The following is a 24012-nucleotide window of genomic DNA, read 5'->3' on the forward strand; positions in this document are numbered from 1 at the left end:
GCAGTCCCTGTTGTGGAATGAAGGAACATGGGCATGCGCGTTTTGTTGATCGGCTCCGGTGGCCGCGAACATGCCCTGGCCTGGAAGATCGCGGCCTCGCCGCTGCTGACCAAGCTCTACGCGACGCCCGGCAATCCCGGCATCGGCCGCGATGCCGAACTGGTCAAGCTCGACATTGGCGATCATGCCGCGTTCGCCGCCTTCTGCCAGGAGAAAAAAATCGATCTTGTTGTCGTCGGTCCGGAAGGGCCGCTGGTTGCCGGCATTGCCGATGATTTGCGCGCCGCGGGCATCCGGGTCTTCGGCCCGTCCAGGGCGGCAGCAAGGCTCGAAGGCTCGAAAGGCTTTACCAAGGACCTTTGCGCCAAATACGATATTCCGACGGCCGCCTATGGCCGCTTCGGCGATCTGGCGTCGGCCAGGATCTACGTCCAGAACATGGGCGCGCCGATCGTCATCAAGGCCGACGGGCTGGCGGCTGGCAAGGGCGTCACCGTCGCCATGACGCTGCCCGAAGCACTGGCCGCGCTCGATGCCTGTTTCGACGGCTCCTTCGGGCAGGCCGGCGCGGAAGTGGTGGTGGAGGAATTCCTCGTCGGCGAGGAGGCGAGTTTCTTCTGCCTTTGCGACGGCGTCACCGCGCTGCCGTTCGGCACCGCGCAGGACCACAAGCGTGTCGGTGACGGCGACACCGGCCCGAACACCGGCGGCATGGGCGCCTATTCGCCAGCGCCGGTGATGACGCCGGACATGGTCGACCGCACCATGCGCGAAATCATCGAGCCGACCATGCGCGGCATGGCTGAAACAGGCGCGCCGTTTTCCGGCGTGCTGTTTGCCGGGCTGATGATCACGGACAAGGGGCCGCAGCTGATCGAATACAACACCCGCTTCGGCGATCCCGAATGCCAGGTGCTGATGATGCGGCTGAAGGACGATCTCCTGGTGCTGCTCAACGCCGCCGTCGACGGCCAGCTCGCGCACACCTCCATCCGCTGGCGCGATGAGACCGCGCTGACCGTGGTGATGGCGGCGAGGGGCTATCCCGGCACGCCGGAAAAAGGCTCGGTCATTCGCGGCGTCGAAGAGGCGGCCAGCGATGGCGTCGAGATCTTCCATGCCGGCACCGCCATCAACAGCGGCGCGCTGGTCGCCAATGGCGGCCGTGTGCTGAACGTCACGGCGATCGGCAGGACGGTCGGCGAGGCGCAGAGCCGAGCCTACGCGGCGCTCGACCGGATTGATTGGCCGCAAGGCTTCTGTCGCCGCGACATCGGCTGGCAGGCCGTTGCGCGAGAGAACGCCGACGCCGGATCCTGATCCCATCCGGCAGGGCGATCAGGCCGCCTGGTTCTTGCGTTTGGTTCGTGCCCATGCCGGCAGCCAGTCGCCATGAGCGGCGAGCAGATCATCGACCAGCGACCATATCTGGTCGAGGTCGAGCTCGGCCGCGGTGTGCGGATCCATCATCGCCGCATGGTAGATGTGCTCGCGGTTTTCCGTCATCAGCGCCTTAACCGTCAGTTCCTGCACATTGATGTTGGTGCGGATCAGCGCCGTCAATTGCGGCGGCAGGTCGCCGATATAGGTCGGCTGGATGCCTGAGGCGTCGACCAGGCACGGCACCTCGGCCGCGCAGTCCTGAGGCAGCGAAGTGATGCAGCCATTGTTGCGGACGTTGCCGTAGATCACCGAGGGCTCGCCGGTCCACACCGAATTCATGATCGAGGAGGCATATTCCTTCGACTCCTCGACCTCGATCCGGTCCGCCGAGCGGTAGGCCTCCGCCTGTCCCTTCCAGCGCTCGATCTGTTCTATGCAGCGCTTCGGATATTCGTCGAGCGGGATGCCGAATTTCTCGATCAGGTCGGGGCGGCCTTGCTTGATGAAATAGGGCGTGTATTCGGCGAAATGCTCCGAGCTTTCGGTGACGAAGAAGCCCAGCCGCGTCAGCATCTCGTAGCGCACCTTGTTGGGGCAGCGCGGGTTCCAGCCGGGCTTCGGCGCACGGCCCTCGCGATAGGCGCGCACGAGGTCGGGATAGAGGTCGCGATAGGAACCGTCCGGCTGGCGATGCTCGAACTTCAGATAGAAGGCCATGTGGTTGATGCCGGCCGAGCGATAGCGGATCTCCTCGTAGGGAAGGTCGAGGTCGTGCGCCAGCTCCATCGCCGTGCCCTGCACCGAATGGCAGAGGCCGACCTGTTTGATGCCGGGATATTTCTCCGATATCGCCCAGGTGTTGATCGCCATCGGGTTGACGTACTGCAGCAAGATCGCCTGCGGACAGACGGCGAGCATGTCCTCGCAGACCTTCCACAGATGCGGCACGGTCCTTAAGGCGCGCATGATGCCGCCGACGCCGAGCGTGTCGGCGATCGTCTGGCGCAGGCCGTATTTCTTCGGCACTTCGAAGTCGGTGACGGTGCACGGCTCATAGCCGCCGATCTGGAAGGCGACGACGACGAAATCGGCGCCCGCCAGCGCCTTGCGCTGGTCGGAATAGGTCTCGGCCTTGGCTTTCACGCCGAGCGTCGCGATCAGCTTGTTGACGACGACGGCGCTTTCTTCCAGCCGCTGCGGATTGAGGTCCATCAGCGCGATCGTCGCGCCCGCAAGCGACGGCCGCTGCAGCACGTCGCCGACGATGTTCTTCATGAACACCGTCGAGCCGGCGCCGATGAAAGTGATCTTGGGATTTCTTGCCACGCTAACCTCCGGCATGTGTTCAGGCCACTTCGAATGCGGCCCTGACGAGCCGTTCGGTGTAGGCGGTCTTGGGATTGGACAGGACGTCGTCGACGGGTCCCTGCTCGACGATCTTGCCGTGCTGCATGACGATGACGCGGTGGCACAACGCGCGCACCACCTTGAGGTCGTGCGAGATGAAGAGATAGCTGAGGCCGCGCTCGTCCTGCAGCTTGCGCAGGAGATCGATGATCTGCGCCTGGACGGAGAGGTCCAGCGCCGAGGTCGGCTCGTCGAGCAGGATGAATTCGGGTTCGAGCGCGATGGCGCGGGCGATCGCGATGCGCTGGCGCTGGCCGCCGGAAAATTCGTGCGGAAATCGCGACAGGATGTCGCCGGGCATGCCGGCGCTGACCAGCGCCTCGGCGACCCGTTCGATGCGTTCGCGCCGCGTCGCGCCTATGCTGTTGACGATCAGTCCTTCCTCGATGATCTGGCCGATCGTCATGCGCGGATTGAGCGAGGAGAACGGATCCTGGAAGACGATCTGCATGCGCGAACGCAGCGGCCGCATCTCGGCCCGTGACAGGTCGTGGATCGGCTTGCCGTCGAAGCGGATCTCGCCGCGTTTGGCGTCGGTCAACCGCAGCAGGGTCTGGCCGAAGGTGGTCTTGCCGGAGCCGGATTCGCCGACCAGTCCCAGCGTCTCATGGCGGCGCAGGTTGAGGTCGAGGTCGTCGACGGCGACCAACTCGCGCCAGTCCGGTTTCAGGAAGCTGCCATGGCGCAGCATGAAGCAGACGCGCACGCCGCTCGCCTCGAGAATGGTGCCGCAGCCCTCGGGCAGCGGTTTCGGCCGCCCGCGCGGCTCGGAAGCAAGCAGCCGCCTCGTATAGGGATGCTGCGGATCGGCGAAAAGCCGTTCCGTGACGTTGTGCTCGCGCATTTCCCCGTGCTGCATGACATAGACATAGTCCGAGAACTGGCGCACCACGGTGAGGTCGTGGGTGATCAGGATCACCGCCATGCGCAGCTCTTTCTGCAGATTGCGGATCAGGTTCAGGATCTGCGCCTGGACCGTGACGTCGAGCGCCGTCGTCGGCTCGTCGGCGATCAGCACGTCGGGATCGTTGGCCAGCGCCATGGCGATCATCACCCGCTGGCGCTGTCCGCCCGAGAGCTGGTGCGGGTATTGCTTGAGCCGCGCGGCGGGGTCGGGAATCTGGACATGCTGCAGCAGTTCCAGCGCTTGTGCCCAGGCCTCCCGGCGGCTGACCTTGCGATGCACCCTGATCGCTTCGACGATCTGGCTGCCGACCGTGTAGATCGGGTTGAGCGAACTCATCGGCTCCTGGAAGATCATCGAGATGCGGTTGCCGCGCAGCTTGCGCCGGGCGCTCTCGGGGAACTTCAGGATATTCTGTCCGTCGTATTCGACGCTCGATTTGGGCGACACCGTGGCCCGCCGCGACAGCAGCCCCATGACGGTGCGCGCCGTCACCGATTTGCCGGAACCGGATTCGCCGACGATGGCGATCGTCTCGCCGCGATAAAGCTGGAACGAGACGTCCTTGACCGCTTCGACGATGCCGTGCTCGACCTTGAAGGCGACCTCGATATTGCGGGCGTCGATGACGGGTTGATCCTGGCGCCCGTCATGGTCGTACCGGACGGCTGGTGCGAAGGGCTCAGTGAGTGCGACGGTCATCTCTGCCACCTCAATACGGATCGACGGCATCGCGCAGACCGTCGCCGAGTGCGTTGAAGGCAAAGACGGTGACGAGCACGAAACCGACCGGCGACAGGATCCAGGGATAGGTGCCGATGACCGAGTAAGTCGCGGTGTCCTGCAGCATGAGGCCCCACGAGATCAGCGGCGGCTTGACGGCGAAGCCGAGGAAACCAAGGAAGGATTCCAGCAGCACCACCGTCGGGATCGCCAGCGTCACGGCGACGATCACATGGCTCATCACATTGGGGAAGATGTGCTGCATGATGATGCGCCGGTCGGTGGCGCCGACCGCCATGGCGGCGCGCACATATTCGATCTGCGCCAGCGCCAGCGTCTTGCCGCGCACCTCGCGCGACATCTGCGCCCAGCCGAGCGCCGACATGACGATGATGACGAAGGCGAGGAAGACGTTGGTCGGAGCGGTGACCGGGATCAGCGTCGTCAGCGCCAGATAGAGCGGCAGTTGCGGGAAGGCGAGCACCAGTTCGACGAAGCGCTGCATCCAGACATCGAACCTGCCGCCGAAATAGCCGGAGACCATGCCGACCGTGGTGCCGATGATGGTGATGATGAAGACGACCGTCAGCGCGATCATCAGCGAGACGCGCGAGCCCTGGATGGCGCGCGACAGCACGTCGCGGCCGAACTTGTCGGTGCCGAGGAAATGCACCGGCTGGCCATCCAGCGAGCCGAAGAAATGCCGGTTCGCCGGAATGAGCCCGAAAAGCCTGTAGGGCGCGCCCTCGACGAAGAAGCCAAGCAGCCGCGGATTGTCATAGTCGGGCCCGACGATGGGCTGGAAGGTGACCGGATCGAGATCGGCGGAATCGGCCAGCGCGTAGACCCTCGGCCGGGCGACGAAATTGCCGTCCTTGTCCTGGAAAACAGGCATTTGCGGCGGGGCGAAGCCTACATCCGTCGCCTTCGGGTCCATCGGCGCCAGGAATTCGGCGAACACCGTCATGACCAGCAGCAGCACGACCAGGCAAAGCCCGGCCATGCCGGTCCAGGAACGCTTCAGCCGGCGCCAGACGAGCGCGATATAGCTCTCATTGCCGCGCGCCGGTTTGGTTACGGGGATTCCCTCGGCCGGCGGCGGCAGCGATGTGTCGCGCGCCAGCATCTACCTCTCCCCGAACTGGCGCACGCGCGGATCGAGCAGCACGAGCAACATGTCGGCGATGATGTTGCCGACGATCAGCGTCGCCGACAGCACCATCATGAAGGTCGCGGTGACATAGACGTCGCCGACCGCCATCGAGCCGACGATAGCCGGGCCGACGGTCGGCAGCGCGAAGATGATCGCTGTCTCGATCTCGCCGGTGAGCATATAGGGCAGCACCACGCCCTGATACATGACGAGCGGGTGCAGAGCGTTGGGCACGGCGTGGCGCATCACGACGGCGCTGCCGGTCAGGCCCTTGGCCCTTGCCGTTTCGACATATTGCGCATTCAGCGTGTCGAGCAGGTTGCCGCGCATGACGCGCATGTTAGGCGAGCCCGCCGAAGGTCGCGATCGCCACCACTGGCCAGACATGCTTCACCAGGTCGACGAACTTGGCCCACGACCATGGCGCGCCGCCATATTGCGGCGAGAAGAAGCTGCCGATCTCCGAGACGTTGAACTGGAAGACCAGCAGGTAGACGATGATCAGCGCCATCAGGAAGCGCGGCACCGTCATGCCGAGGAAGGAGATGGCCGACAGCGTCGAGTCGATCCAGGAATATTGCCGGGTCGCCGCCCATATGCCGAAGGTGATGCCGAGCACCGAGGCCAGCAGATGGCACACCAGCGCCAGAAGCAGCGTGCGCGGCAGGCGCTCTCCCACCACATCGGCCACCGGCTTGTTGTAATAGAGGCTGTAGCCGAAATCGCCCCGGGTGACGATGCCGCCGATCCAGTTGAGATACTGGACGGGCAGCGGCTTATCGAGACCATGTTCTATCCGATAGGCCTTGGCCTGGGCGTCGGCCTCGGCGAATGAGGCGCCGCCCTGGTTGATCAGCTGCGAGCGGATATAGTCGGCATAGTCGCCCGGCGGCGCCTGGATGATGGCGAAGGTGACCAGGCTCAAAATGGCGAGGACCGGGATTGCCGACGCTATGCGCGTGAGCAGGAATCGCAGCATCTAACGGTCCGCTTCCTTGTCTCGCCGGTCGCTCCCTTTGAGCGTACGGAGGTTGGCTTTGTCCGGCCGCGCCAGCTGGCGCGGCCGGAGTTCTCAGTCAGGGGAGGTAAACCTAATCCATCGGGCCCTTGTCTCCGGGCTTGCCGGGAAGCTCCTCGGGAAACAACTCGTATTTGGCCTGCTTGTCGGCCGCGACAAAGACCCGTTCGCGGACGATCGAATCCTCGGCCCAGTTGAACATGAAGATCGGCGTGCCCTGCGGAATGTTCGAGAAGCGCTTGTTGATGATCAGTGCCCCGGGATATTCCGTCAGGCCGACATTGTAGACGTGTTCCGTCGAGATCTTCTGGAAGTTTTTCATCAGGCTGGCGCGCTCGTCATTGTCTTCGGACGAGACGAACTTGTTGACGATATCGACGAGGTCCTTCTCGAACGGCATCAGGTCGACCTCGCCGCTTTCCGGCGCGCGGTGGTTCCAGCTGGTCTTGGGACCGACCGGGGCAAGCTGCTCGGTGTTCTGCACGACGGAGGTCAGTTCCTGGTCGTTGCGCCTGATCAGCCAGTCGAAGCGGCCGGAATATTGCGAGGCATCGCGCTGGGTGCCGTTGAGCCCGTTCAGCACAACCCGCAGCCCTAGTTTTTCCATCTGGGCGACGACACCTTCGGCGAGGCTCTTGTCAGTGGTGTAGTCGTTGTTGACCAGCATCACGATCTCGACGTTCTTGCCGCCGGCGGTGCCGGCCGGGAAGTTCACGAAACCGTCGCCGTCGGTGTCCTTGATGCCGGCCTTGGCGAGTTCGGCCTTGGCGCCATCGAGATCGAAGGGGTAGTAGACGGTCGAATTGCGATCATAGAAGCTGGTGCCCGAGGAGAAGCCGCCGGGATAGATGGCGGTGAACGGACCCTTGACCAGCGAGTCGCCGAGCGCCTTGCGGTCGAGCGCCATGGTGACCCCCTTGCGGAAGTCGTCGTTGCGGTTCAGCTCGCGGATCGCCTGGCCGCGTTCGTCGGGGTTGCCCCAGCCATTGGCGGAAAAGTTCAGGCGCAGATTGTAGCCGATGAGCCGTGGGCCGAAGGCGAGCCGGGCCGGTGCATTCGCCTCCGCCGCGCGCTTCAGCGAGGCGACGAAGTTTTCCGGTTGCTCGAGGTTGGAGAAGTCGCCCGAACCGGCCACCGCCTGGACGTCGCGGTCGGCCCAGGTCGACAGCTTGTATTGCAGCTCGTTGAGGTAGGGCAGCTGATTGCCCTTTTCGTCGACCTTCCAATAGTAGGGGTTGCGGCGCATGACGATGATGTCGTCCGGCCGGTATTCGACCGGCACCCAGGCGCCCATGACCGGCATGTTCATATATTCCGGCGGGAAGGCGTTCTTGAACTGGTCGTAGGTGTTTTTCGAATATTTCGGATGCTGCGGCTTCAGGATATGTGCCGGGCCCGGGCAGAAAGTGCCATAGGCCATGGCGTAGAGGTATTGCTTGGGAAACGCTTCCTTGAAGGTCCACTCGACGGTGTAGTCGTCGATCTTCTTCAGCGTCGTGCCGATGCCGAAGGTCTCCTGCGTCGCGCCGTTCAGCGGCGAGACGTTCGGGTCGACGACCTCATCGTCCCAGTAGAACATGACGTCGTCGGCGTTGAAGGGTGCGCCATCCGACCATTTGGCGCCTTCGATCAGACGCATGGTCAGCTTGTGGCCGTCGCTCGACCAGTCCCAGCTCCTGGCCAGGTTCGGCAACGGTTCGGTGTCCTTCGCCTCGACCTGGAACAGCGGCGCCGTGCGTGTCAGGCATTCGGAAAGGCCGATATCGATACCGCCCCAGCCCTGAGTCTGGCCGGCGCCGTAGTTCCAGCCTTCCGGCCGGCCGCCGATGACATGGCGCATCGTATCGCCATAGACGCCGATGCCGTCCGGCATGTTGGCCGTCTTGAAGACAAGCGGCTCCTTCGGCAGCCTGTCCTTCACCGGCGGCAGCTTGCCGGTCTTGACGTATTTCTGGGTGACCCAGTCCGGCTCGTGATATTCGGGCAGCGCCTTGAACTCCAGGATGGAGTCGCGCGGCACGTAGCTGATCTTGCCCTCGGCCGGAAACAGCGCCGGCGCCGGTGGAACCGTCCGCTCCGAGGCGAATGCGTTGAGTGCCGGGACGGAAACGCTCAGCGCCAGTCCCGCGACAATGCCGATGCTGCGTAAATTCCTCATGGTCTCCTCCCAAGTGTTTCGAAGTCTTTGTTGCTGCTGCTCCGCTTCTCCTTGAAGGCGTCAGCCGGCCTGCTTCAGCGCGGCCTTTTCGGCGCGTAATTCCTCGATCGAGCGAACATTGCGCCGTGCCGCGCCTGCCCATTCGCGGGTCTTCACCCTTGATTTCGAAAGCCGCTCCCTGGCGGCCGGAACCGCATCGGCATATTGCGGCAGCCAGTCGGCCTGGGCGACGACCATCTCATCCACCATCTGCCAGACTTCTTCCGGCGTCGAAACCGCGCCAACCAGCGGGTCGTGCAGCACGGCGAGCTTCAAGAGATCGATATCGCCCGCGATCGCGGCATGCACCGACATGCGCTGGACATTGATCGACGCCATGCAGGTGGCCGCACAAGCCTCCGGCAGCGTGATGCCGGCGGCCATGTTGATGCCGAAACGGTCGACGAAGCCGGGCGACTCGACGATGGCGTCCTGCGGCAGGTTGGTGATGACGCCGTTGTTCCTGACGTTGAAGTGGCCGCGATAGACGCGGTTGGTCTCCAGCGCTTCCAATATGTGGCTGGCATGCTCGTTGGAGCGCTTGGACGCGTCGATGGGCTTCGACGCCGCTTCGAGGAACTGCGGATACTCCGTCTCGAACCAGTTGCGGGTCTCGGTCGAATAGCGGAGATAGCCGCCCGTCTCGCCATGGATCCAGTCCGACATGTCGATCCAGCGCGTGATTTCGTCCGGCCGCTTGCGGTACCAGGGCAGGTATTCGGAAAGGTGGCCATTGCTTTCGGTCGAATAGACGCCGAAGCGCTTCAGCACGTCGATGCGCAGCTTTTCCTGCCTGGAATAGACCGGGTGCGCCTCGAAGGCGGCAATCAGTTCGTCCTTGCCGATGCAGCGGCCGTTGAGGCGCAGATCGATGAACCAGGTCTGGTGGTTGATGCCGGAACAGACGTAATCGAGCTCCTGCCGCGATTTCGCGCCCAGCACCTCGGCGATCTGTTCCGCGCCATGCTGGACGCCGTGGCACAGCCCGACCGTGTCGACCTTGCCATACTCGATGGCCGCCCAGGTGTTCATCGCCATCGGGTTGGCATAGTTGAGGAATTTCGCGTTTGTCTCGGCGACCGCGCGAATGTCCCTGCAGAAATCCAGGATCACCGGAATGTTGCGCTGGCCGTAGAGAATGCCGCCGGCGCAGATCGTGTCGCCGACGCATTGGTCGATGCCGTATTTCAGGGGAATGCGGATGTCGTCGGCATAGGCTTCGAGGCCGCCGACCCTGACACAACTGATGATGTAGCAAGCGCCCTCGATCGCCTTGCGTCGGTCGGTGGTCGCCGTCACTTTTGTCGGCAATTTGTTCGCCGCGACGACCCTGTCGAGAATCGCCTTGATCATCTGCAGATTGTGCTCGCTGACGTCGGTCAGCGCGAATTCGATATCCCTGAACTCCGGCACGCACAAAATGTCGGTGAACAGCTTCTTGGTGAATCCGACACTGCCGGCGCCGATAATAGCGATTTTGAAGCTCATCACCTTCACCTCGATCCAATCGAATGCTAGGCAAGGAGCAGCAAGGGAGGATAAGGCTACGCGCCACGGCGCGCGTGCCATTTTAGCCGGAATCCGGCTTCTTCTCCTCCCCGCCCGCTCCTCGACCGCGGGTCTTCGCGTTCTCTGGGGAGGGATTATGCGCTTATTCGCAAGCGCGGCCAGAGAAGGATTATGCTTTCGAGGGTAATTTTGTGCTGCAAGACCTGATCGCCAACGGACAGTCGATGCGGACGATCTCGCTGCCGCGCGGCCGCCAGCGCCTGCACGCCATGCCGACAAGCACCGGCTACGAAGTGCGCGAAGACGAAGCCTATGACTGGGACGGGCGAAAGCGCGGCCAGACCCCGTTCACCGTGCTGCAGCACACGATCAGCGGAACCGGCCAGCTGCGCTACGAGAGCCGCAACTACCGCCTGCAGAAGAACGACACGCTGCTGGTGCTGGTGCCGCACAATCACCGCTACTGGCTGGCCAGGGATGAGCGCTGGGAATATTTCTGGATCTCAATGAACGGCGAGGAGGCGCTGCGCATCCACAAATCGATCCTCGGCGTCTCCGGCCCCGTGTTTCGGCTGCAGCCGGAGACAATCGATCATCTTGCCGATTGCAGCCTGCGTCTGATCAAGGGGGCGGCATCGCCGGGTGCTGCTTCGGCCGTCGCCTATGAGGCGGCGATGGCCCTCTATGACGATGTTTTCGGCTCGCACGCCTTTGCCGAAAAACAGAGCGCCATGCAGCCTGTGATCGACCACATCAACGCCAATCTCGACAGGGCCCTGCCGGTGGCGGACCTCGTCCAGATCAGCGGTCTCAGCCGCGCGCATTTCTCACGCTGTTTCGCTGACAGCGAAGGCATCCCGCCGGCCGAGTTCGTGTTGCAGCAGCGGTTGCAACGCGCGGCCAAGCTTTTGACAAAGGCGGATTTCCTGCCGGTGAAGGAAGTCGCCATCATGTGCGGCTTCGAGGATGCGAATTACTTTTCGAAGGTCTTTCGACGCTGCTACGGCATTACGCCCAGCCAGTTCCGCACCACCGGCATGTACGCCAGCATGGGGAGCCGCCGCTGATCGGGTGCTTCAGCGCAGGCCGCGATCAGACTCGGTCGAGGCGGTGCTGACCGTATCGCTTGTGGCAGGCGCGGCCTCAAAGGCCGATGCGGCGCGCTTTTCCTTCCGCATCCAGGCTACATATTCGGCAATCCCGCTCGGCAGGCGCCGCGCCGCCGTCACGACGGGCATCTGAAAGCCATCGCGGAATCTGGCCCAGCGCGCGCTGAACACCGCAACCATCTCGTCGAAGCTCGGCGGCGTCGCCACGGTGGCGTAGGTGATGGTGATATTGCCCGCGAGCGCGGCTTCGCGGGAAAGCGGCAGCGGTATCGAGGCCAGGTAATCCGGCTGCATGTCGATCAGCTCGCCAAAGGGCCATTGCGCGCGCAGTGTCGCGGCATCCACCGGCGCGACGTTGACGTCGATGTCGGTGGGCGTGCCGGCGACCCGGTAGGGGCAGCGGAAGCGGCCGCAATTCGCCTTCGCCGAAAACTGCCACAGCGCGTAGCCTTGCCAGTTGCCCATCGGAAAGTGCACGCCGATGTCGGGCTTGTAGCGTGCATACCAGAGCGGCAGCCGCGACAGCAGCCGGTACTTGTACCTGTTGTCGGCGATGTGCCCGGCGGTGCTGCCATTGGTGTAGAGCACCGGAAAGCGGCCGATCCGCCGATGCACCTGGCGCACGAATTCCTCGGCATCCTCGAGCGACATCCATTGCGTGGGATCGTCGTCCTCGATGTCGAGGGCAAGCAGGTCGTCAGGCTCGGGTTGGGCGAAATCGATGAAGTTGTTGGCCTGTCCGATCGGATTGCCGGGGCGGGCGAGGTGATAGGCGCCCCATTTCAGGCCGAGCGCCTTGGCCACAACCTTGCGCGTCTGGAACAACTCGCGCGCCACCGCATAGCGCTTCCACAGTGTCTTGCAGAGCCGCGCCCCGGTCTCGTCGCCGAAACAGAAATAGGGCGGCGGCATCCCGTCGGACGCCTTGTTGATGAAGCCGACGATCCGCTTGTCGGTGGCAAGTTGGCCCCAGTCGATCGGATTGTACTCATAGGCGTCGATGACCAGCGCCCGGTCGGCATCCTTCCACGGCTCGGAGAAATCCGAGGCCTTTGCCGCCGGCGTCAGCGCCATCGCCGCGATGAGGGCGAAAAGTGCCGAGCGGCGAAGTGGGTGCGCCGGTTTTTTCAAACAGGGAATCCCCGCTGACCAAACACCGATCCTGAACCGCCATGGTTAAGGAAATGCTTCGGGTGCGCAAGAGGCTGAGTTGGGGTTGGCGAAAGGATCATTGTGGCACCTTTGAGAACAAGAGCATGATAGTCAGCCAAATAGCTTCAACGCTGTCGCTATGGGCAGGAACAGCGATAGCGGGCGGCTCAGAAATGGGGTGAAGCCATGCCTGCGATAGAAAGCGGCCGCCTGGTCATCCTTGGCATCGACAATCAACGCGAAGGCTGCCGGAGCAGCACCAACGCTGCGTCGCAGCGCATCCACGATCAGCGCCGATCCGACCTGCCGCCCCTGGTATCTGGCATCGACTGCCAGCCTGCCGATCAATATGGCGGGCAGGATCGGATAATGCGGCAGGCGTTTTGCCTGGTCTTCAGGCAAGGACGCGATCGGTATGCTCGACGCTGCCAAAGTGTAGTACCCGGCAAGGGCGCCTGCATCGCGATCCACGGCAACGAAGCAATTGCCGACCCGGCGTTTGACATCCTGGCTGGCCTGTTCCCGGATATAGCGGTCGAGCGCCAACACGCCGCAGCTGAACGCCTTGCGAGCATGCGACCCGCCGAGCGATTCGATGATGAGGGCGAAATTCAATGCGAGTCGACGACAAGCCGTTTGTGAGCGTCGGCGGCCTTGCGCAGCGCTTCATTGGGCTCGGGCGGATTGAGGATCGCCTCCATCATGGCGCGCTGATCCTCGATGGAAATACGCAGAATGGCGGTATTCTCGATAGTGCGCTGCGCCGCCTCTTGAGCGGCTGCGACCACGAAGTCGCTGACACTGCGTCCCTGGATTTCGGCGGCACGTTTCACCAGGTTCAGCATATCCGGCGAAATACGAGCTTCGAGACGGGCGGTACGGGTCTGTTGGTTTGGCATTGGCATCACAGTCACCTCTGATGCGAATGTACGGTATATAGCCGTACATATCAAGTTCGTTCTTTTCCCAATATGATCGCTGGCCGGGCCGTCAACGGCGCGAAAACGGCTGGATTTCGAATGGGTCGGGCGCTGGCGCTTGCGGCAGCGTCCCCTCGGCCGCGCGTTTGCGATGGTGGGCCAGCGAACATTGCGGCGAACACAAGATACCGCGATCCGCCCAGTAGGCGGCGCCGTTTTCGATATGCCATGATAGTAGGAAAAGCCCGTCGCCCGATAGGGCAGGCCGCATTCGATGCAGCGATAGGCGTCAGGTCTGGCCAGCATGGCGCGGTTCCAATCCAAGGGTCTTCCGCCGGGCGAGCTTGATCCGGCTTTGCTGAATTTAGCGTGCGCCGCGGCATTTGCAAAATCCGCGTGACAAAATTTGACGTTTACGTAAAAAGAAGATGGAGGAGCAACCCAAAGACCGATGGTTTTGCATCGCCTGCGGTCTTAGGTTGACCCGCCAGTTTGAGGAGGACAAAGCGGCATGTATCGGGCACCGGTCGAGGACATCGCCTTCACGTTGAAGCACGTGGCTGGCCTGAAGCCGGCGCTCGACGCAGGCACCTTTGGCGACCTGGGCGAAGACCTCGTCGATGCCATTCTGGCGGAAGCCGGCCGCTTCGCCAGCGAGGAGGTGGCGCTGCTCTACAAGGTCGGTGACGAACAAGGTGCCGTGCTGAAGGATGCTGCCGTCACCATGCCGCCAGGTTGGAAGGCGCTTTATCGCCGCTGGATCGATGGCGGCTGGAACGCGCTGTCGGCGCCGGAGGAATTCGGCGGCCAGGGCCTGCCGACCATGCTCGGCGTTGCCGCGCTTGAAATGTGGAACTCCGCCGCCATGGCCTTCGGCCTAGGCCCGACGCTGACCATGGGCGCGGTCGAAGCGCTCGACAAGCACGCGTCGCAGGCGCTGAAGGCCAAATATCTAGAAAAGCTCGTCTCCGGCGAATGGATGGGCACGATGAACCTGACCGAGCCGCAGGCGGGCTCGGATCTGAATGCCTTGCGTGCCCGCGCCGAGCCGGCCGGCGACGACACCTATCGTATCTTCGGCCAGAAGATATTCATCACCTATGGCGAGCACGACCTCACCGACAACATCGTCCATCTGGTGCTGGCGCGGCTGCCGGACGCGCCGGCCGGCACGCGCGGCATTTCGCTGTTCCTGGTGCCGAAATTCCTGGTTGGCGACGATGGTACGCTCGGCGCGCGCAACGACGTCTTCTGCTCCGGGCTGGAGCACAAGCTCGGTATCCACGCCTCGCCGACCTGCACCATGATCTATGGCGATGGTTTCGAAGGGGCGTCGCCTGGCGCGATCGGCTGGCTGGTCGGCGAGGAGAACAGGGGCCTCGCCTGCATGTTCACCATGATGAACAACGCCCGCCTTGCCATTGGCATGCAGGGCGTCGCGGTCGCCGAGATGGCGACGCAGAAGGCGATCGCCTACGCCAATGAACGCCGGCAAGGCAAGGCCGCGACCTATGGCGGGCCCGGCATGGCGCCGATCGTTCATCACCCCGATGTGCAGCGCAATCTCTTGACCATGAAGGCGCTGACGCAGATTGCGCGGGCCATCAGCTATTCCTGCGCGCATGCCATCGATTGCGCGCGGGTCTCGCACGGCGACGCCGCGCATTGGCGCGACCGCGCCAATCTGCTGACGCCGCTGGCCAAGGCCTTCTCCACCGATGTCGGTGTCGAGATTGCCTCGCTTGGGCTGCAGGTGCATGGCGGCATGGGGTTCATCGAGGAGACGGGCGCGGCAGCGCTTTATCGCGACGCCCGCATCGCGCCGATCTACGAAGGCACCAACGGCATCCAGGCGATCGATCTGGTGGCGCGCAAATTGCCGCTCGGCGGCGGCGAGCACGTGCATGGCTACATTGCCGAACTGGCGGCGGTGGCCAATTCCGTGCGGACCTCGAACCTCAGGGATTTTGGCCGCACGGCGGACAGCCTCGACCAGGCGCTGGACGACCTCACTGAAGCGACGCGCTTCCTGCAAGGGCTGCTCGCCGACGGTCGTTCGGACGCGGCGCTGGCCGGCGCCACGCCCTATCTCAGGCTGTTCTCGCTTGCCGCCGGCGGCGCCTATCTGGCGCGCGGCGCGCTTGCCGACCAAGGCCGCCTGCCGCTATGCCGCTTCTTTGCCGAAAACCTGCTTGGCGAGGTGCGCGCGCTGAAGGAGCGCGTCATTGGCGGCGCCGAAAGCCTTGCCGACGCCGGCAAGGCGCTGATTTCTACCTGAATTTCCCAGTCCGACGTTCACAAGGAAAAACCGTGACAGACAATATCCTCGTCGAGCGCCAGGGCGCCGTCCAGATCATCCGCATGAACCGCCCGGACAAGAAGAATGCCCTGACGCGCGCCATGTATGCGACAATGTCGGCAGCCCTTGCCGAAGGCGACGCCGATCCGGCGGTTCGCGTCCATGTTTTCCTTGGCGTGCCCGGCGCCTTCTCGTCCGGCAACGATCTTGCCGATTTCATGGTTGTCGCCACCGGCGGCGAAGGCGGCACCGAAGTCTGGGATTTCCTGATGGCGCTGGCCAGGGTGGAAAAACCCATGGTCTCCGGCGTCGACGGTATCGCCGTTGGCATCGGCACCACGCTCAACTTGCATTGCGACCTCACCTTCGCCACGCCGCGCACCGTATTCCGTACACCCTTCGTCGATCTCGGCCTGGTGCCCGAGGCAGGGTCCAGCCTGCTCGCACCGCAGGTGCTCGGCCGGCAAGGCGCCTTCGCGCTGCTTGGTCTCGGCGAAGGCTTTTCCGCCGAGCGTGCGAAGGCCGCCGGGCTGATCTACGAGGTTGTCGAGGAAGAGGCGCTCGAAGCCTCGGTGCTGGCCGCCGCCGCCCAGATCGCCGCCAAGCCGCCGCAGGCACTGAAGATCGCGCGTGACCTGATGCGCGGCTCCCGCGAAGACCTTGTCGCCCGCATCGGCGAGGAGAGCGCCCATTTCCGCGAGCGTCTCAAATCCGACGAGGCTCGCGTCGCGCTGACGGCCTTCATGACCAGAAAGAAGGCAGGCTGAAGGCAGAGTGGCCTGGTGACGCGGCCATGGCCGACTTTACAGGGTCTGCGGCCACCGCTGGGCGGCGTGCATGACGGTGACGATTTCGACGGTGTCGCCGTTGATGCGATAGGGGACGATATACGGAATATCAACCAAAACGAGTTCCCGCGTCGCCTTGATGCGCCCTATGCGCCCCATGGCCGGTTGCTCGGCGAGATGTTCCGCCGCCGTCACGATGCGCGCAATGACTCGGGCGGCCGCTTCAGGGTTGTCCTTCTCGATATGTGCTCCGATTTCGTCAAGCCGCCGCAGCGCTCGCTTGGTCCAGCGGATTCTTTTGCGGCTCATGCCTGGCGGGCGGACTTGACGTATTTTCCCACAACGGCGGCTACATCACGATCACTGGCAAAATCGCCGCGCTCGGCTTCGGCCAACCCGGCTTCTATCTCGGCGAGTTGCCATTCTTCACGGGTTACAAAGTCCTCAATGGCCTGCGCAGCCACATAGGATCGCGAGCGGTCGAGCTTTTCGGCAAGCTGGTCAAGCCTGTTCGCGGTTTCGTCCGGGACGCGCACGGTAAAAGCCGTCATGGTCATAACTTTCATTTGGTTCACTATGATTATTAGTGAACCAAGGTGGTTCGTCAAGGATTGCCCTGAGGCATCCAGGACAATCGGTGAAAGTGCACTCCATCTAGCGGTGCTCGGCCGCAATGCGGATGCCGAGGCTGACCAGCACCACTCCGGTCACGCCCTCGATGACGCGGCGGATCGATGGCCGGCGCAGGAAATCGCCCGCCTTGGCGACGACCGTCGCGTAAAGCGTCAGCCAGACGAAGGTCATGACGGCAAAGACCGCTCCCAGACCAAGCAATGCCGCGAAGCTTTCCCCACCGGGCGGCACGAACTGAGGCAAAAGGCTGGCGAAGAACACCGCCATCTTCGGATTGCCGAGATCGCTGATCAGGCCCTGGCGAAAGGCGCTTGCCGCCGTCAGCCGCCGCGAAGGCTTGGCGATGGCCGCTCCCTCCGCCTGATGGGACGGCCGCCAAGCCTCCTGCAGCGCCTTGACGCCGAGATAGATCAGATAGGCGGCGCCGGCATATTTGACGGTCAGGAAAAGCGGTTCCGAAGCCACCAGCAGGGCGACAATGCCGGCACTGGTGGCCAGCGCCCAGATCGTCTGGGCGCCGGCGATGCCGAGCGCGGTAAACACGCCGCCGGCGCGGCCACCGAGAAGTGCGTTGCGGATGGTGATGGCCGTGTCCGGTCCGGGCGTGGCGAGGATGACGAACGAGACGCCGAGAAAGGCCAGGAACAGGCTCATGGATCACCTCTTTGCGACCGGCGCGGCACAGGGTCCTGTCTTGCCGCACGGCCTTGGAAAAACCTGCTACGGATAAAGCCTCGTCTTGTCCCAGCCGCCTTGGGCATTGCGGGAAAAGACGATGCGGTCGTGCAGCCGGAACGGCCGGTCGTGCCAGAACTCGATCGTCCGTGGCACGATACGGAAGCCCGACCAGTGTTTTGGCCGCGGAATTTCTCCGATCGGATAGCGCGCCGTGTATTCGGCAACGGCCTTTTCCAGCGCGAAGCGGCTTTCCAGCGGCCGCGACTGTTTCGACGCCCAGGCGCCGATACGGCTGCCGCGCGGGCGCGTCGCATAATAGGCATCAGCTTCCGCCTCGGTGACGATTTCCACTGGCCCGCGCACGCGCACCTGCCGGCGCAGCGACTTCCAATGGAAGCACATCGCCGCCTTCATGCTGCCAAGAATCTCTTGGCCCTTGGCGCTCTCGAAATTCGTGTAGAAGACAAACCCGCTTTCATCGAACCCCTTGAGCAGCACCATGCGCACATCCGGCATGCCCTCGGCATCGACGGTCGCCAGCGCCACGCCGTTGGCATCGTTGATCTCGCTCTTCGTTGCATCCTCGAGCCATGCGGCAAAAAGGCGGAACGGCTCGGCAACCTCGGTAAAGTCACCGCTTGTTAACCCGGTTTCGCTCATAGTTTTTCCAAATCCTGATCGCTGGCTGGGGAGATTGCCGATTGTCGCGTATCGCGCAAGCTTTTGACAGCGGGCAACGGAGCGTATTTGCTTCGGCCAGCGCCAAAGCCGCGATCGTTCTGGTCGCCCTGCCGCTGGCCGCCTGCGGTGGTGGAGGCTTCAGCCTGGAGCAGGCCGAGGTCGACCGCACGATCCTGACCTCAAGCACGTCAGCCAACGCTTCGCCGGTCGATCAGGACCGCGCCTCGGACCAGACGACGATCGGCAATGCGGTATCTTCGGCCGACATCGAACAACTCAGCGGGCAGGCCATTCCCTGGGCGAATGCCGATACCGGTTCGCGCGGCTCCATCACCGAGCTGGCGGAATTCAAGGACAAGGGTCAGACATGCCGCCGCTTCACCGCGTCGCGCGAGAGCTTCGACGGTGTCGCTCTGTTCAAGGGCGAGGTGTGCCTGGCCGGCGCCGGCGCCTGGCGCATGCAGGACTTCAAGTCGCTTTAAGTCTTCCAGACCGCATATTGCGCGATCTGCCCGTTCGGCTCGCCCAAATCCCAGTAAAGTCCTGCCATCAGCCCCAGGCCTTCTCGGGCAATGGCAACCGGCAGATGCTCATTGGGCGCGTGCTGCGAACATCCTGGATAGGAATGCGGGACCCAAATGGTCGGCATTTCTAGAACTTCGGAGAAGATGTCGTTCGGGAGTGATCCGCCGAGGCTCGGCAGAATGGCGGGTTTCTTTCCCGTCGTGCGGGCAATCGAATCGACCACCCAACTGACCCACGGGTGCTTCGGATCGAGCCGCGTCGCGTGAAAAACTTCATCGCGCGCTTTCGCAATCTGCACGGTCGAAAAACCGTTGCAGTCCAGATGACGACGCAACGCAGGAAGGACTTCTTGCACGTCCACCCCGATGACGAAGCGAAGCTGGCAACGCGCCCAGGCTCGGGGCGGAATGGCGCCAACAGGTGCCCTCGGGTTCCCCGCCTCGAAGGCAAGCACCGAAAATGAGCACCACGCAAAAACCTTCTCCGCAGAGGTCAAGCCAGGCTCGCCCCAATCGGGATCGATCTTGGGCTCCTCCGTGCCGCTCTCCACCTCACAGTTCGCAAGAACGCGTCGCACATCGTCGGGAATGCTTGTCGGAAGCCACTCCGGAATCCGGATTTTTCCGGTCGGTTCGGTGATGCTTGCAATCGCATGGGCAAGTTGAATGGCTGGATCCGAGAGGAGACCGCCCCAGTTTCCTGAATGATGGCCGCCCTTCCGTGCATCAATCCAGATGTCGAAGGAGATAGAGCCGCGCGAGCCCAAAAAAACGGTCGGCCTTTCAGCGGAGAGGCGAGGGCCGTCCGAGGCGATCAGCACATCCGAGCGGAACAATTCCTTGTGGGTCTTGGCCAGTTCCCGCAGGCCGGGCGAGACTCGTTCCTCCCCCATTTCGATCAGATACTTGGCATTGAAGCCGAGCCTTCCGCGCGTCTCGATGACGGCTCGAAGCGCGCCGACGTTTATCGAATGCTGGCCTTTGTTGTCGGCGACGCCGCGCCCGTACCATCTGTTGTCACGTTCGGTCAGACGCCACGGCGAAAGACCCTCATCCCACTCGTCATCCAACCCGCGAACCACGTCGCCGTGGCCATAGCCAAGTACCGTCGGACGCGCGGCGTCCTCCGTGCGTTCGGCGAAAAAGAATGGCCAGCCGTTCTGGTTGAGCGTTCGGCATGCAAAGCCAAGTGCTTCGAATGTCGGCTTTATCTCGGTCTCGATATAGTCAACCAGCACATGTTCGCGATCAGGGTTCTGGCTCTCCGTCGGCATGCCAATCCGACGGGCCAAATCCTCCCGGAAAGCGCCTGAATCGAAGTAAGCCTCCGACCGAGCTATCGCAGCCGCGCGCGTCATGCCCCTCAGCCTAGCATCGGTGGTCTTGGACGGCCAGTAGCCGTTCCGCCGTGCCATCGTCCGTCACCAAATCCCTCTTGTCTCAAACCATCGCCGGCTCAATGACCAGACCTAATCTCATCGTGCTCCAATTCCACCGCCAATCTGGCTATGCACCACTGGAATTTCTTCCTATGCGGGCGCATATAGGTGGCAATCGTGGACTCATACTCTCTTGCAGGCAGGAAGCATGCGCGACCCCTATGAGGTGCTGGGCGTTGCCAAGAACGCATCGGCCAAGGACATAAAATCGGCGTACCGCAAACTCGCCAAGAAGCATCATCCGGACCAGAACCCGAATGATCCCAAGGCGAAGGACCGTTTTGCCGCCGCCAACCAGGCTTACGAGATCGTCGGCGACGAGAAGGCCCGCGCGGCCTTCGATCGCGGCGAGATCGACGCCGACGGCAAGCCGCGGTTCCAGGGTTTCGAAGGTGCCGCGGGCGGCGGCGATCCTTTTTCCGGTTTTCGCCGACAGCAGGGGCCGGGCGGATCGCGCTTCGAATTTCGCTCCGGTCGCCCCGGCGGCGATCCTTTTGACGGCAACAGCGATATCTTCAGCCAGATTTTTGGCGATGCCTTTTCGGGAGCGCGCGGCACCGGCGCGGGCGACCGCTGGCAGGCCCAGCCGGGCGCCGACCTGAACGTGACGCTCGACATCACCATCGAGGAAGCGGCGACCGCGGAGAAGGTGACCGCGATGTTCCCCGACGGCCGCAAGATCGCCGTCAAGCTGCCGGCCTATGTCGAGGACGGCCAGACCATCCGGCTGAAGGGGCAGGGCGAGCAAGGGCCGCAGCCGGGCGACGCGCTGGTCAAGATACACTTTCGCCGGCATCCGCGCTATCGCGTCGATGGCCGCAACCTGCATGCCGACCTGCCGGTGGCGCTGGCCGATGCGGTGCTTGGCGCCAAGGTGGCGGTCGAGACGCCGACCGGCAAGCTCGCGGTCAACATCCCCGCCTGGTCGAGTTCGGACAAGGTGCTGCGGCTGAAGGGCAGGGGGCTGCCGGAAAAAGCCGGCGGTCACGGTGATCTCTATGCGCATGTGCGGCTGATGTTGCCGGAAGGCGGCGACAGCGATCTCGAAGCGCTGATCCGCAACCGAAAAGGCTGATCATACGGTTTTGTCCCCCGAACTGTCCGTTTTGAACGCTTGAAGGGGCTCTGTGCCTGTGCGATAGGGCTGTCCACAAAGCAGAAAATCTTGCGGAGAGCACTCACATGGCGGGTGGACAGGGCCTTATGGCCGGTAAGCGCGGCCTTATCCTTGGCGTCGCCAACAACAGATCGATCGCCTATGGCATCGCCAAGGCCTGCGTCGACCACGGCGCCGAGATCGCGCTCACCTACCAGGGCGAGGCGTTCAAGAAGCGCGTCGAGCCGCTGGCGGCGGAGCTCAACGCATATGTCGCCGGCCACTGTGACGTCACCGACCCGGCAAGCCTCGACGAGGTGTTTGCCAATGTCGCCAAGCTCTGGGGCAAGCTCGACTTCCTCGTCCACGCCATCGCCTTTTCCGACAAGGACGAGCTGACCGGCCGTTATGTCGAGACGACGCGCGACAACTTCCTGCGCACCATGGACATTTCGGTGTATTCCTTCACCACCATCGCCAAGCGCGCCGAGGCGCTGATGAGCGAGGGCGGCTCGCTGCTGACGCTGACCTACTATGGCGCGGAAAAGGTGATGCCGCACTACAACGTCATGGGTGTGGCCAAGGCGGCGCTCGAAGCCAGCGTGCGCTATCTGGCCGTCGACCTCGGCGCCAGGAAGATCCGCGTCAACGCCATCTCGGCCGGGCCGATCAAGACGCTTGCCGCCTCCGGCATCGGCGATTTCCGCTACATCCTGAAATGGAACGAATACAATTCGCCGCTGAAACAGACCGTCACCCAGGAGGAGGTCGGTGATTCCGCCGTGTATTTCCTGTCCGACCTGTCGCGCGGCGTCACCGGCGAGATCCACCATGTCGATTCCGGCTACCATGTTGTCGGCATGAAGGCTGTCGACGCCCCCGACATTTCAACCGTCAAGGACTAGTTCCTTCCGCGAACACCAATCCTGCCTGTCTGCTCCCGATCTCACCCGGAAGACCTGATGTATCCGCTCGTCTACATCGCGCGCCACGGCCAGACGGAGTGGAACGCCGAGGCCCGGCTGCAGGGGCAGGCCGACACCGACCTCAATGCGCTCGGCCGCCAGCAGGCAACCCGCAACGGGCGCCGGCTTGCCGAATTTGTCCATAACCCCCAGGATTTCGACTTTGTCGCCAGCCCGATGCGGCGCACGCGCGAGACGATGGAGCGCCTGCGCGCGGCGATGAAGCTCGATCCGCATGCTTATCGCACCGAGCCGCTACTCGTGGAGTTGAGCTTTGGCGACTGGCAGGGTTTCACCTTTGCCGAACTCGAGGCGAGGGATCCCGGTTCGACCAGGCAACGCCGTCTCGACAAATGGAATTTCCAGCCGCCCGGCGAGGGCGCCGAAAGCTACCAGATGCTGCTCGAACGGGTGAAGCCGTGGTTCGACGCACTCGACCGCGACACGGTCTGCGTGACCCATGGTGGCGTCGTGCGCGCCCTGTTCCGCCTGGTACTGGGGATGTCCGCGCAAGATGCGGTCAGCATGGAAGTGCCGCAGGACCGCCTGCTCCGGCTGGAGGGTCGCCGCCTGGAGTGGCTTTGAGGGTCGAAATCCAATCACTCTGAACGATAGGGTTTAGCCCTCTGCCACCGTGCGATGCGCTTTTGTTGCGCGACGAGCGGACATCGAAGACACGGCGCTTGATTCTTTGAATCCGTAGCCGCCTCAAATATGCGGCCAATCCGTCCACGGCGCTCCGGGGTGCCTTGTCGGTCTTGCTGGTTAGGATGCCATATAGCCCCGATGGCGGGCTATCTTTTCGCGATTCCCGCAAATTCGCATGTTGCACCAGCGGCGCTTCCCGCCTCGTGAGGTGTCTACAAACAGCCACCCACATCGTGGGCACGCATGCACCCTTGCGCGCGGCAGCGTAAAGAATGCTTCAATCGACAAGTGTGCAAGGAGTGCGCTCAAAAGGGCAGGGTTTTTCCATTGATGGGAGGAGAGATCGAGCCGCGTCCCATCCCAACCGACTTGTTGGGCTTCCAACCCGCAGGCGGCGCGTGAGAATAGAAGACCAAGCGGCTGCGATGGCGCCTCCACGTTTGAAGCGATCGCGTTGAAGAGCGCATACGACGATTCACGTATCTCACGAACTTCGTTGAGGAAGTGCCGATCTGGTATCTCGGCGACCGCTCCTGCTTCACCCTCGTCCGCCAACCCTGCAGCAAGCAGCCACGTCCCGATATCCCGAGGGGAGTTGAAGAGTTCATTATGCGGCGGTGGGTTTCGCCGGTCGAACACGGCGTTCGAAAGGTCGAGGGCGGGGTGACCGCCTACGAAGTGTTCCGCCACCCAGGCCGTGTTATCGCTCGACAGGGAACGTAACCTTTAATAGCTCGTTAAACGGTTACAGCTGCGTAACCACATTAGCCAAATTATCAGGTTTCA

General features: G+C 63.1%; 22 protein-coding genes and 2 pseudogenes. 8 read left to right on the plus strand and 16 right to left on the minus strand.

The window, feature by feature from the left end; genetic code table 11:
* Positions 1 to 33: 33 nt before the first annotated feature.
* Positions 34 to 1320 carry a phosphoribosylamine--glycine ligase gene (purD, locus tag MESS2_RS03010; protein WP_008872589.1) on the plus strand — a complete coding sequence of 429 codons (1287 nt, stop codon included), beginning with the start codon at positions 34 to 36 and terminating at the stop codon, positions 1318 to 1320.
* A gap of 18 nt (positions 1321 to 1338) precedes the next feature.
* Here purD and melA (MESS2_RS03015) read toward each other — a convergent pair whose 3' ends face one another.
* From melA (MESS2_RS03015) to melA (MESS2_RS03040), 6 genes and pseudogenes are all read right to left on the minus strand, one after another.
* The gene (gene melA / locus MESS2_RS03015) at positions 1339 to 2709 is read right to left on the minus strand and encodes an alpha-glucosidase/alpha-galactosidase (protein ID WP_008872590.1); all 1371 of its coding nucleotides are present in this window, start codon (positions 2707 to 2709) and stop codon (positions 1339 to 1341) included.
* 19 nt (positions 2710 to 2728) lie between these two features.
* Positions 2729 to 4396: an ABC transporter ATP-binding protein gene (locus MESS2_RS03020; protein WP_008872591.1), complete on the minus strand. Its 1668-nt coding sequence runs from the start codon at positions 4394 to 4396 to the stop codon at positions 2729 to 2731.
* 10 nt (positions 4397 to 4406) lie between these two features.
* A complete protein-coding gene (locus tag MESS2_RS03025; protein WP_008872592.1) occupies positions 4407 to 5543 on the minus strand; it encodes an ABC transporter permease in 1137 nt (378 codons plus the stop codon).
* A pseudogene (locus MESS2_RS03030) lies at positions 5544 to 6549 on the minus strand (ABC transporter permease). It lies immediately after the preceding gene.
* A gap of 112 nt (positions 6550 to 6661) precedes the next feature.
* A complete protein-coding gene (locus tag MESS2_RS03035) occupies positions 6662 to 8746 on the minus strand; it encodes an ABC transporter substrate-binding protein (protein WP_008872595.1) in 2085 nt (694 codons plus the stop codon).
* A 60-nt stretch (positions 8747 to 8806) separates the two neighbouring features.
* Complete coding sequence (gene melA / locus MESS2_RS03040; RefSeq protein ID WP_008872596.1) at positions 8807 to 10273, minus strand: alpha-glucosidase/alpha-galactosidase; 1467 nt, start codon at positions 10271 to 10273, stop codon at positions 8807 to 8809.
* 212 nt (positions 10274 to 10485) lie between these two features.
* On the opposite strand from melA (MESS2_RS03040), the gene MESS2_RS03045 reads away from it, so the two are divergent.
* A complete protein-coding gene (locus tag MESS2_RS03045) occupies positions 10486 to 11361 on the plus strand; it encodes an AraC family transcriptional regulator (RefSeq protein WP_008872597.1) in 876 nt (291 codons plus the stop codon).
* A 9-nt stretch (positions 11362 to 11370) separates the two neighbouring features.
* Here MESS2_RS03045 and MESS2_RS03050 read toward each other — a convergent pair whose 3' ends face one another.
* The 4 genes and pseudogenes from MESS2_RS03050 to MESS2_RS30560 all read right to left on the minus strand — a co-directional run bounded on the left by MESS2_RS03050 (position 11371) and on the right by MESS2_RS30560 (position 13781).
* A complete protein-coding gene (locus MESS2_RS03050; RefSeq protein WP_008872598.1) occupies positions 11371 to 12477 on the minus strand; it encodes a glycoside hydrolase family 25 protein in 1107 nt (368 codons plus the stop codon).
* Positions 12478 to 12666: 189 nt separating this feature from the next.
* A complete protein-coding gene (locus MESS2_RS03055) occupies positions 12667 to 13104 on the minus strand; it encodes a GNAT family N-acetyltransferase (protein ID WP_157357597.1) in 438 nt (145 codons plus the stop codon).
* Positions 13105 to 13166: 62 nt separating this feature from the next.
* Positions 13167 to 13460, minus strand: coding sequence for a type II toxin-antitoxin system TacA family antitoxin (locus tag MESS2_RS03060; RefSeq protein ID WP_008872600.1), 294 nt, complete (start codon positions 13458 to 13460; stop codon positions 13167 to 13169).
* A gap of 85 nt (positions 13461 to 13545) precedes the next feature.
* Positions 13546 to 13781, minus strand: a pseudogene (locus tag MESS2_RS30560) (hypothetical protein).
* Between the two features lie 205 nt (positions 13782 to 13986).
* On the opposite strand from MESS2_RS30560, the gene MESS2_RS03065 reads away from it, so the two are divergent.
* Together MESS2_RS03065 and MESS2_RS03070 are read left to right on the plus strand one after the other, a co-directional pair.
* The gene (locus MESS2_RS03065; protein WP_008872601.1) at positions 13987 to 15753 is read left to right on the plus strand and encodes an acyl-CoA dehydrogenase family protein; all 1767 of its coding nucleotides are present in this window, start codon (positions 13987 to 13989) and stop codon (positions 15751 to 15753) included.
* 32 nt (positions 15754 to 15785) lie between these two features.
* Positions 15786 to 16541: a crotonase/enoyl-CoA hydratase family protein gene (locus MESS2_RS03070; protein WP_008872602.1), complete on the plus strand. Its 756-nt coding sequence runs from the start codon at positions 15786 to 15788 to the stop codon at positions 16539 to 16541.
* A 36-nt stretch (positions 16542 to 16577) separates the two neighbouring features.
* Here the strand turns inward: MESS2_RS03070 and MESS2_RS03075 are convergent, their stop codons facing one another.
* The 4 genes from MESS2_RS03075 to pdxH all read right to left on the minus strand — a co-directional run bounded on the left by MESS2_RS03075 (position 16578) and on the right by pdxH (position 18533).
* On the minus strand, positions 16578 to 16871 hold the full coding sequence (locus tag MESS2_RS03075) for a type II toxin-antitoxin system RelE/ParE family toxin (protein WP_008872603.1): 294 nt from the start codon (positions 16869 to 16871) through the stop codon (positions 16578 to 16580).
* A complete protein-coding gene (locus tag MESS2_RS03080) occupies positions 16868 to 17113 on the minus strand; it encodes a CopG family ribbon-helix-helix protein (RefSeq protein ID WP_036241144.1) in 246 nt (81 codons plus the stop codon). The genes MESS2_RS03075 and MESS2_RS03080 overlap by 4 nt, the downstream gene beginning before the upstream one ends.
* 103 nt (positions 17114 to 17216) lie before the next feature.
* Positions 17217 to 17849, minus strand: a complete 633-nt coding sequence (locus MESS2_RS03085) for a LysE family translocator (protein WP_008872605.1) — start codon at positions 17847 to 17849, stop codon at positions 17217 to 17219.
* A gap of 66 nt (positions 17850 to 17915) precedes the next feature.
* On the minus strand, positions 17916 to 18533 hold the full coding sequence (pdxH, locus tag MESS2_RS03090) for a pyridoxamine 5'-phosphate oxidase (RefSeq protein WP_008872606.1): 618 nt from the start codon (positions 18531 to 18533) through the stop codon (positions 17916 to 17918).
* A gap of 41 nt (positions 18534 to 18574) precedes the next feature.
* On the opposite strand from pdxH, the gene MESS2_RS03095 reads away from it, so the two are divergent.
* Positions 18575 to 19036 carry an RT0821/Lpp0805 family surface protein gene (locus MESS2_RS03095; protein ID WP_008872607.1) on the plus strand — a complete coding sequence of 154 codons (462 nt, stop codon included), beginning with the start codon at positions 18575 to 18577 and terminating at the stop codon, positions 19034 to 19036.
* On the opposite strand, the gene MESS2_RS03100 is transcribed toward MESS2_RS03095, so the two are convergent.
* Positions 19033 to 20436, minus strand: coding sequence for a M20 family metallopeptidase (locus tag MESS2_RS03100; protein WP_040591975.1), 1404 nt, complete (start codon positions 20434 to 20436; stop codon positions 19033 to 19035). The two genes, MESS2_RS03095 and MESS2_RS03100, sit on opposite strands and share 4 nt — an antisense overlap.
* Positions 20437 to 20665: 229 nt before the next feature.
* Here MESS2_RS03100 and MESS2_RS03105 point away from each other — a divergent pair, with 229 nt between their 5' ends.
* The 3 genes from MESS2_RS03105 (at position 20666) to MESS2_RS03115 (ending at position 23163) form a co-directional block, all read left to right on the plus strand.
* Positions 20666 to 21592, plus strand: a complete 927-nt coding sequence (locus MESS2_RS03105; RefSeq protein ID WP_008872609.1) for a DnaJ C-terminal domain-containing protein — start codon at positions 20666 to 20668, stop codon at positions 21590 to 21592.
* 107 nt (positions 21593 to 21699) lie between these two features.
* Positions 21700 to 22518 (plus strand): enoyl-ACP reductase FabI, encoded by an 819-nt coding sequence (gene fabI / locus MESS2_RS03110; protein WP_008872610.1) that lies wholly within the window; start codon positions 21700 to 21702, stop codon positions 22516 to 22518.
* Between the two features lie 57 nt (positions 22519 to 22575).
* On the plus strand, positions 22576 to 23163 hold the full coding sequence (locus tag MESS2_RS03115; RefSeq protein ID WP_008872611.1) for a histidine phosphatase family protein: 588 nt from the start codon (positions 22576 to 22578) through the stop codon (positions 23161 to 23163).
* 180 nt (positions 23164 to 23343) lie between these two features.
* Here the strand turns inward: MESS2_RS03115 and MESS2_RS30565 are convergent, their stop codons facing one another.
* The gene (locus MESS2_RS30565; protein ID WP_008872612.1) at positions 23344 to 23916 is read right to left on the minus strand and encodes a CGNR zinc finger domain-containing protein; all 573 of its coding nucleotides are present in this window, start codon (positions 23914 to 23916) and stop codon (positions 23344 to 23346) included.
* Positions 23917 to 24012: the final 96 nt, after the last annotated feature.

Origin of the sequence: Mesorhizobium metallidurans STM 2683, assembly GCF_000350085.1 — a bacterium.
Classification (GTDB): Bacteria; Pseudomonadota; Alphaproteobacteria; order Rhizobiales; family Rhizobiaceae; genus Mesorhizobium; species Mesorhizobium metallidurans.

What these genes read in the sequence shown, in the direction of transcription:
- purD (WP_008872589.1), top strand. Translation starts at nt 34, where the DNA reads ATGCGCGTTTTGTTGATCGGCTCCGGTGGCCGCGAACATGCCCTGGCC.
- MESS2_RS03020 (WP_008872591.1), bottom strand. Translation starts at nt 4,396, where the DNA reads ATGACCGTCGCACTCACTGAGCCCTTCGCACCAGCCGTCCGGTACGAC.
- MESS2_RS03025 (WP_008872592.1), bottom strand. Translation starts at nt 5,543, where the DNA reads ATGCTGGCGCGCGACACATCGCTGCCGCCGCCGGCCGAGGGAATCCCC.
- MESS2_RS03035 (WP_008872595.1), bottom strand. Translation starts at nt 8,746, where the DNA reads ATGAGGAATTTACGCAGCATCGGCATTGTCGCGGGACTGGCGCTGAGC.
- melA (WP_008872596.1), bottom strand. Translation starts at nt 10,273, where the DNA reads ATGAGCTTCAAAATCGCTATTATCGGCGCCGGCAGTGTCGGATTCACC.
- MESS2_RS03050 (WP_008872598.1), bottom strand. Translation starts at nt 12,477, where the DNA reads ATGGCGCTGACGCCGGCGGCAAAGGCCTCGGATTTCTCCGAGCCGTGG.
- MESS2_RS03060 (WP_008872600.1), bottom strand. Translation starts at nt 13,460, where the DNA reads ATGCCAATGCCAAACCAACAGACCCGTACCGCCCGTCTCGAAGCTCGT.
- MESS2_RS03065 (WP_008872601.1), top strand. Translation starts at nt 13,987, where the DNA reads ATGTATCGGGCACCGGTCGAGGACATCGCCTTCACGTTGAAGCACGTG.
- MESS2_RS03075 (WP_008872603.1), bottom strand. Translation starts at nt 16,871, where the DNA reads ATGAGCCGCAAAAGAATCCGCTGGACCAAGCGAGCGCTGCGGCGGCTT.
- MESS2_RS03080 (WP_036241144.1), bottom strand. Translation starts at nt 17,113, where the DNA reads ATGACGGCTTTTACCGTGCGCGTCCCGGACGAAACCGCGAACAGGCTT.
- MESS2_RS03085 (WP_008872605.1), bottom strand. Translation starts at nt 17,849, where the DNA reads ATGAGCCTGTTCCTGGCCTTTCTCGGCGTCTCGTTCGTCATCCTCGCC.
- pdxH (WP_008872606.1), bottom strand. Translation starts at nt 18,533, where the DNA reads ATGAGCGAAACCGGGTTAACAAGCGGTGACTTTACCGAGGTTGCCGAG.
- MESS2_RS03100 (WP_040591975.1), bottom strand. Translation starts at nt 20,436, where the DNA reads ATGACGCGCGCGGCTGCGATAGCTCGGTCGGAGGCTTACTTCGATTCA.
- MESS2_RS03105 (WP_008872609.1), top strand. Translation starts at nt 20,666, where the DNA reads ATGCGCGACCCCTATGAGGTGCTGGGCGTTGCCAAGAACGCATCGGCC.
- fabI (WP_008872610.1), top strand. Translation starts at nt 21,700, where the DNA reads ATGGCGGGTGGACAGGGCCTTATGGCCGGTAAGCGCGGCCTTATCCTT.
- MESS2_RS03115 (WP_008872611.1), top strand. Translation starts at nt 22,576, where the DNA reads ATGTATCCGCTCGTCTACATCGCGCGCCACGGCCAGACGGAGTGGAAC.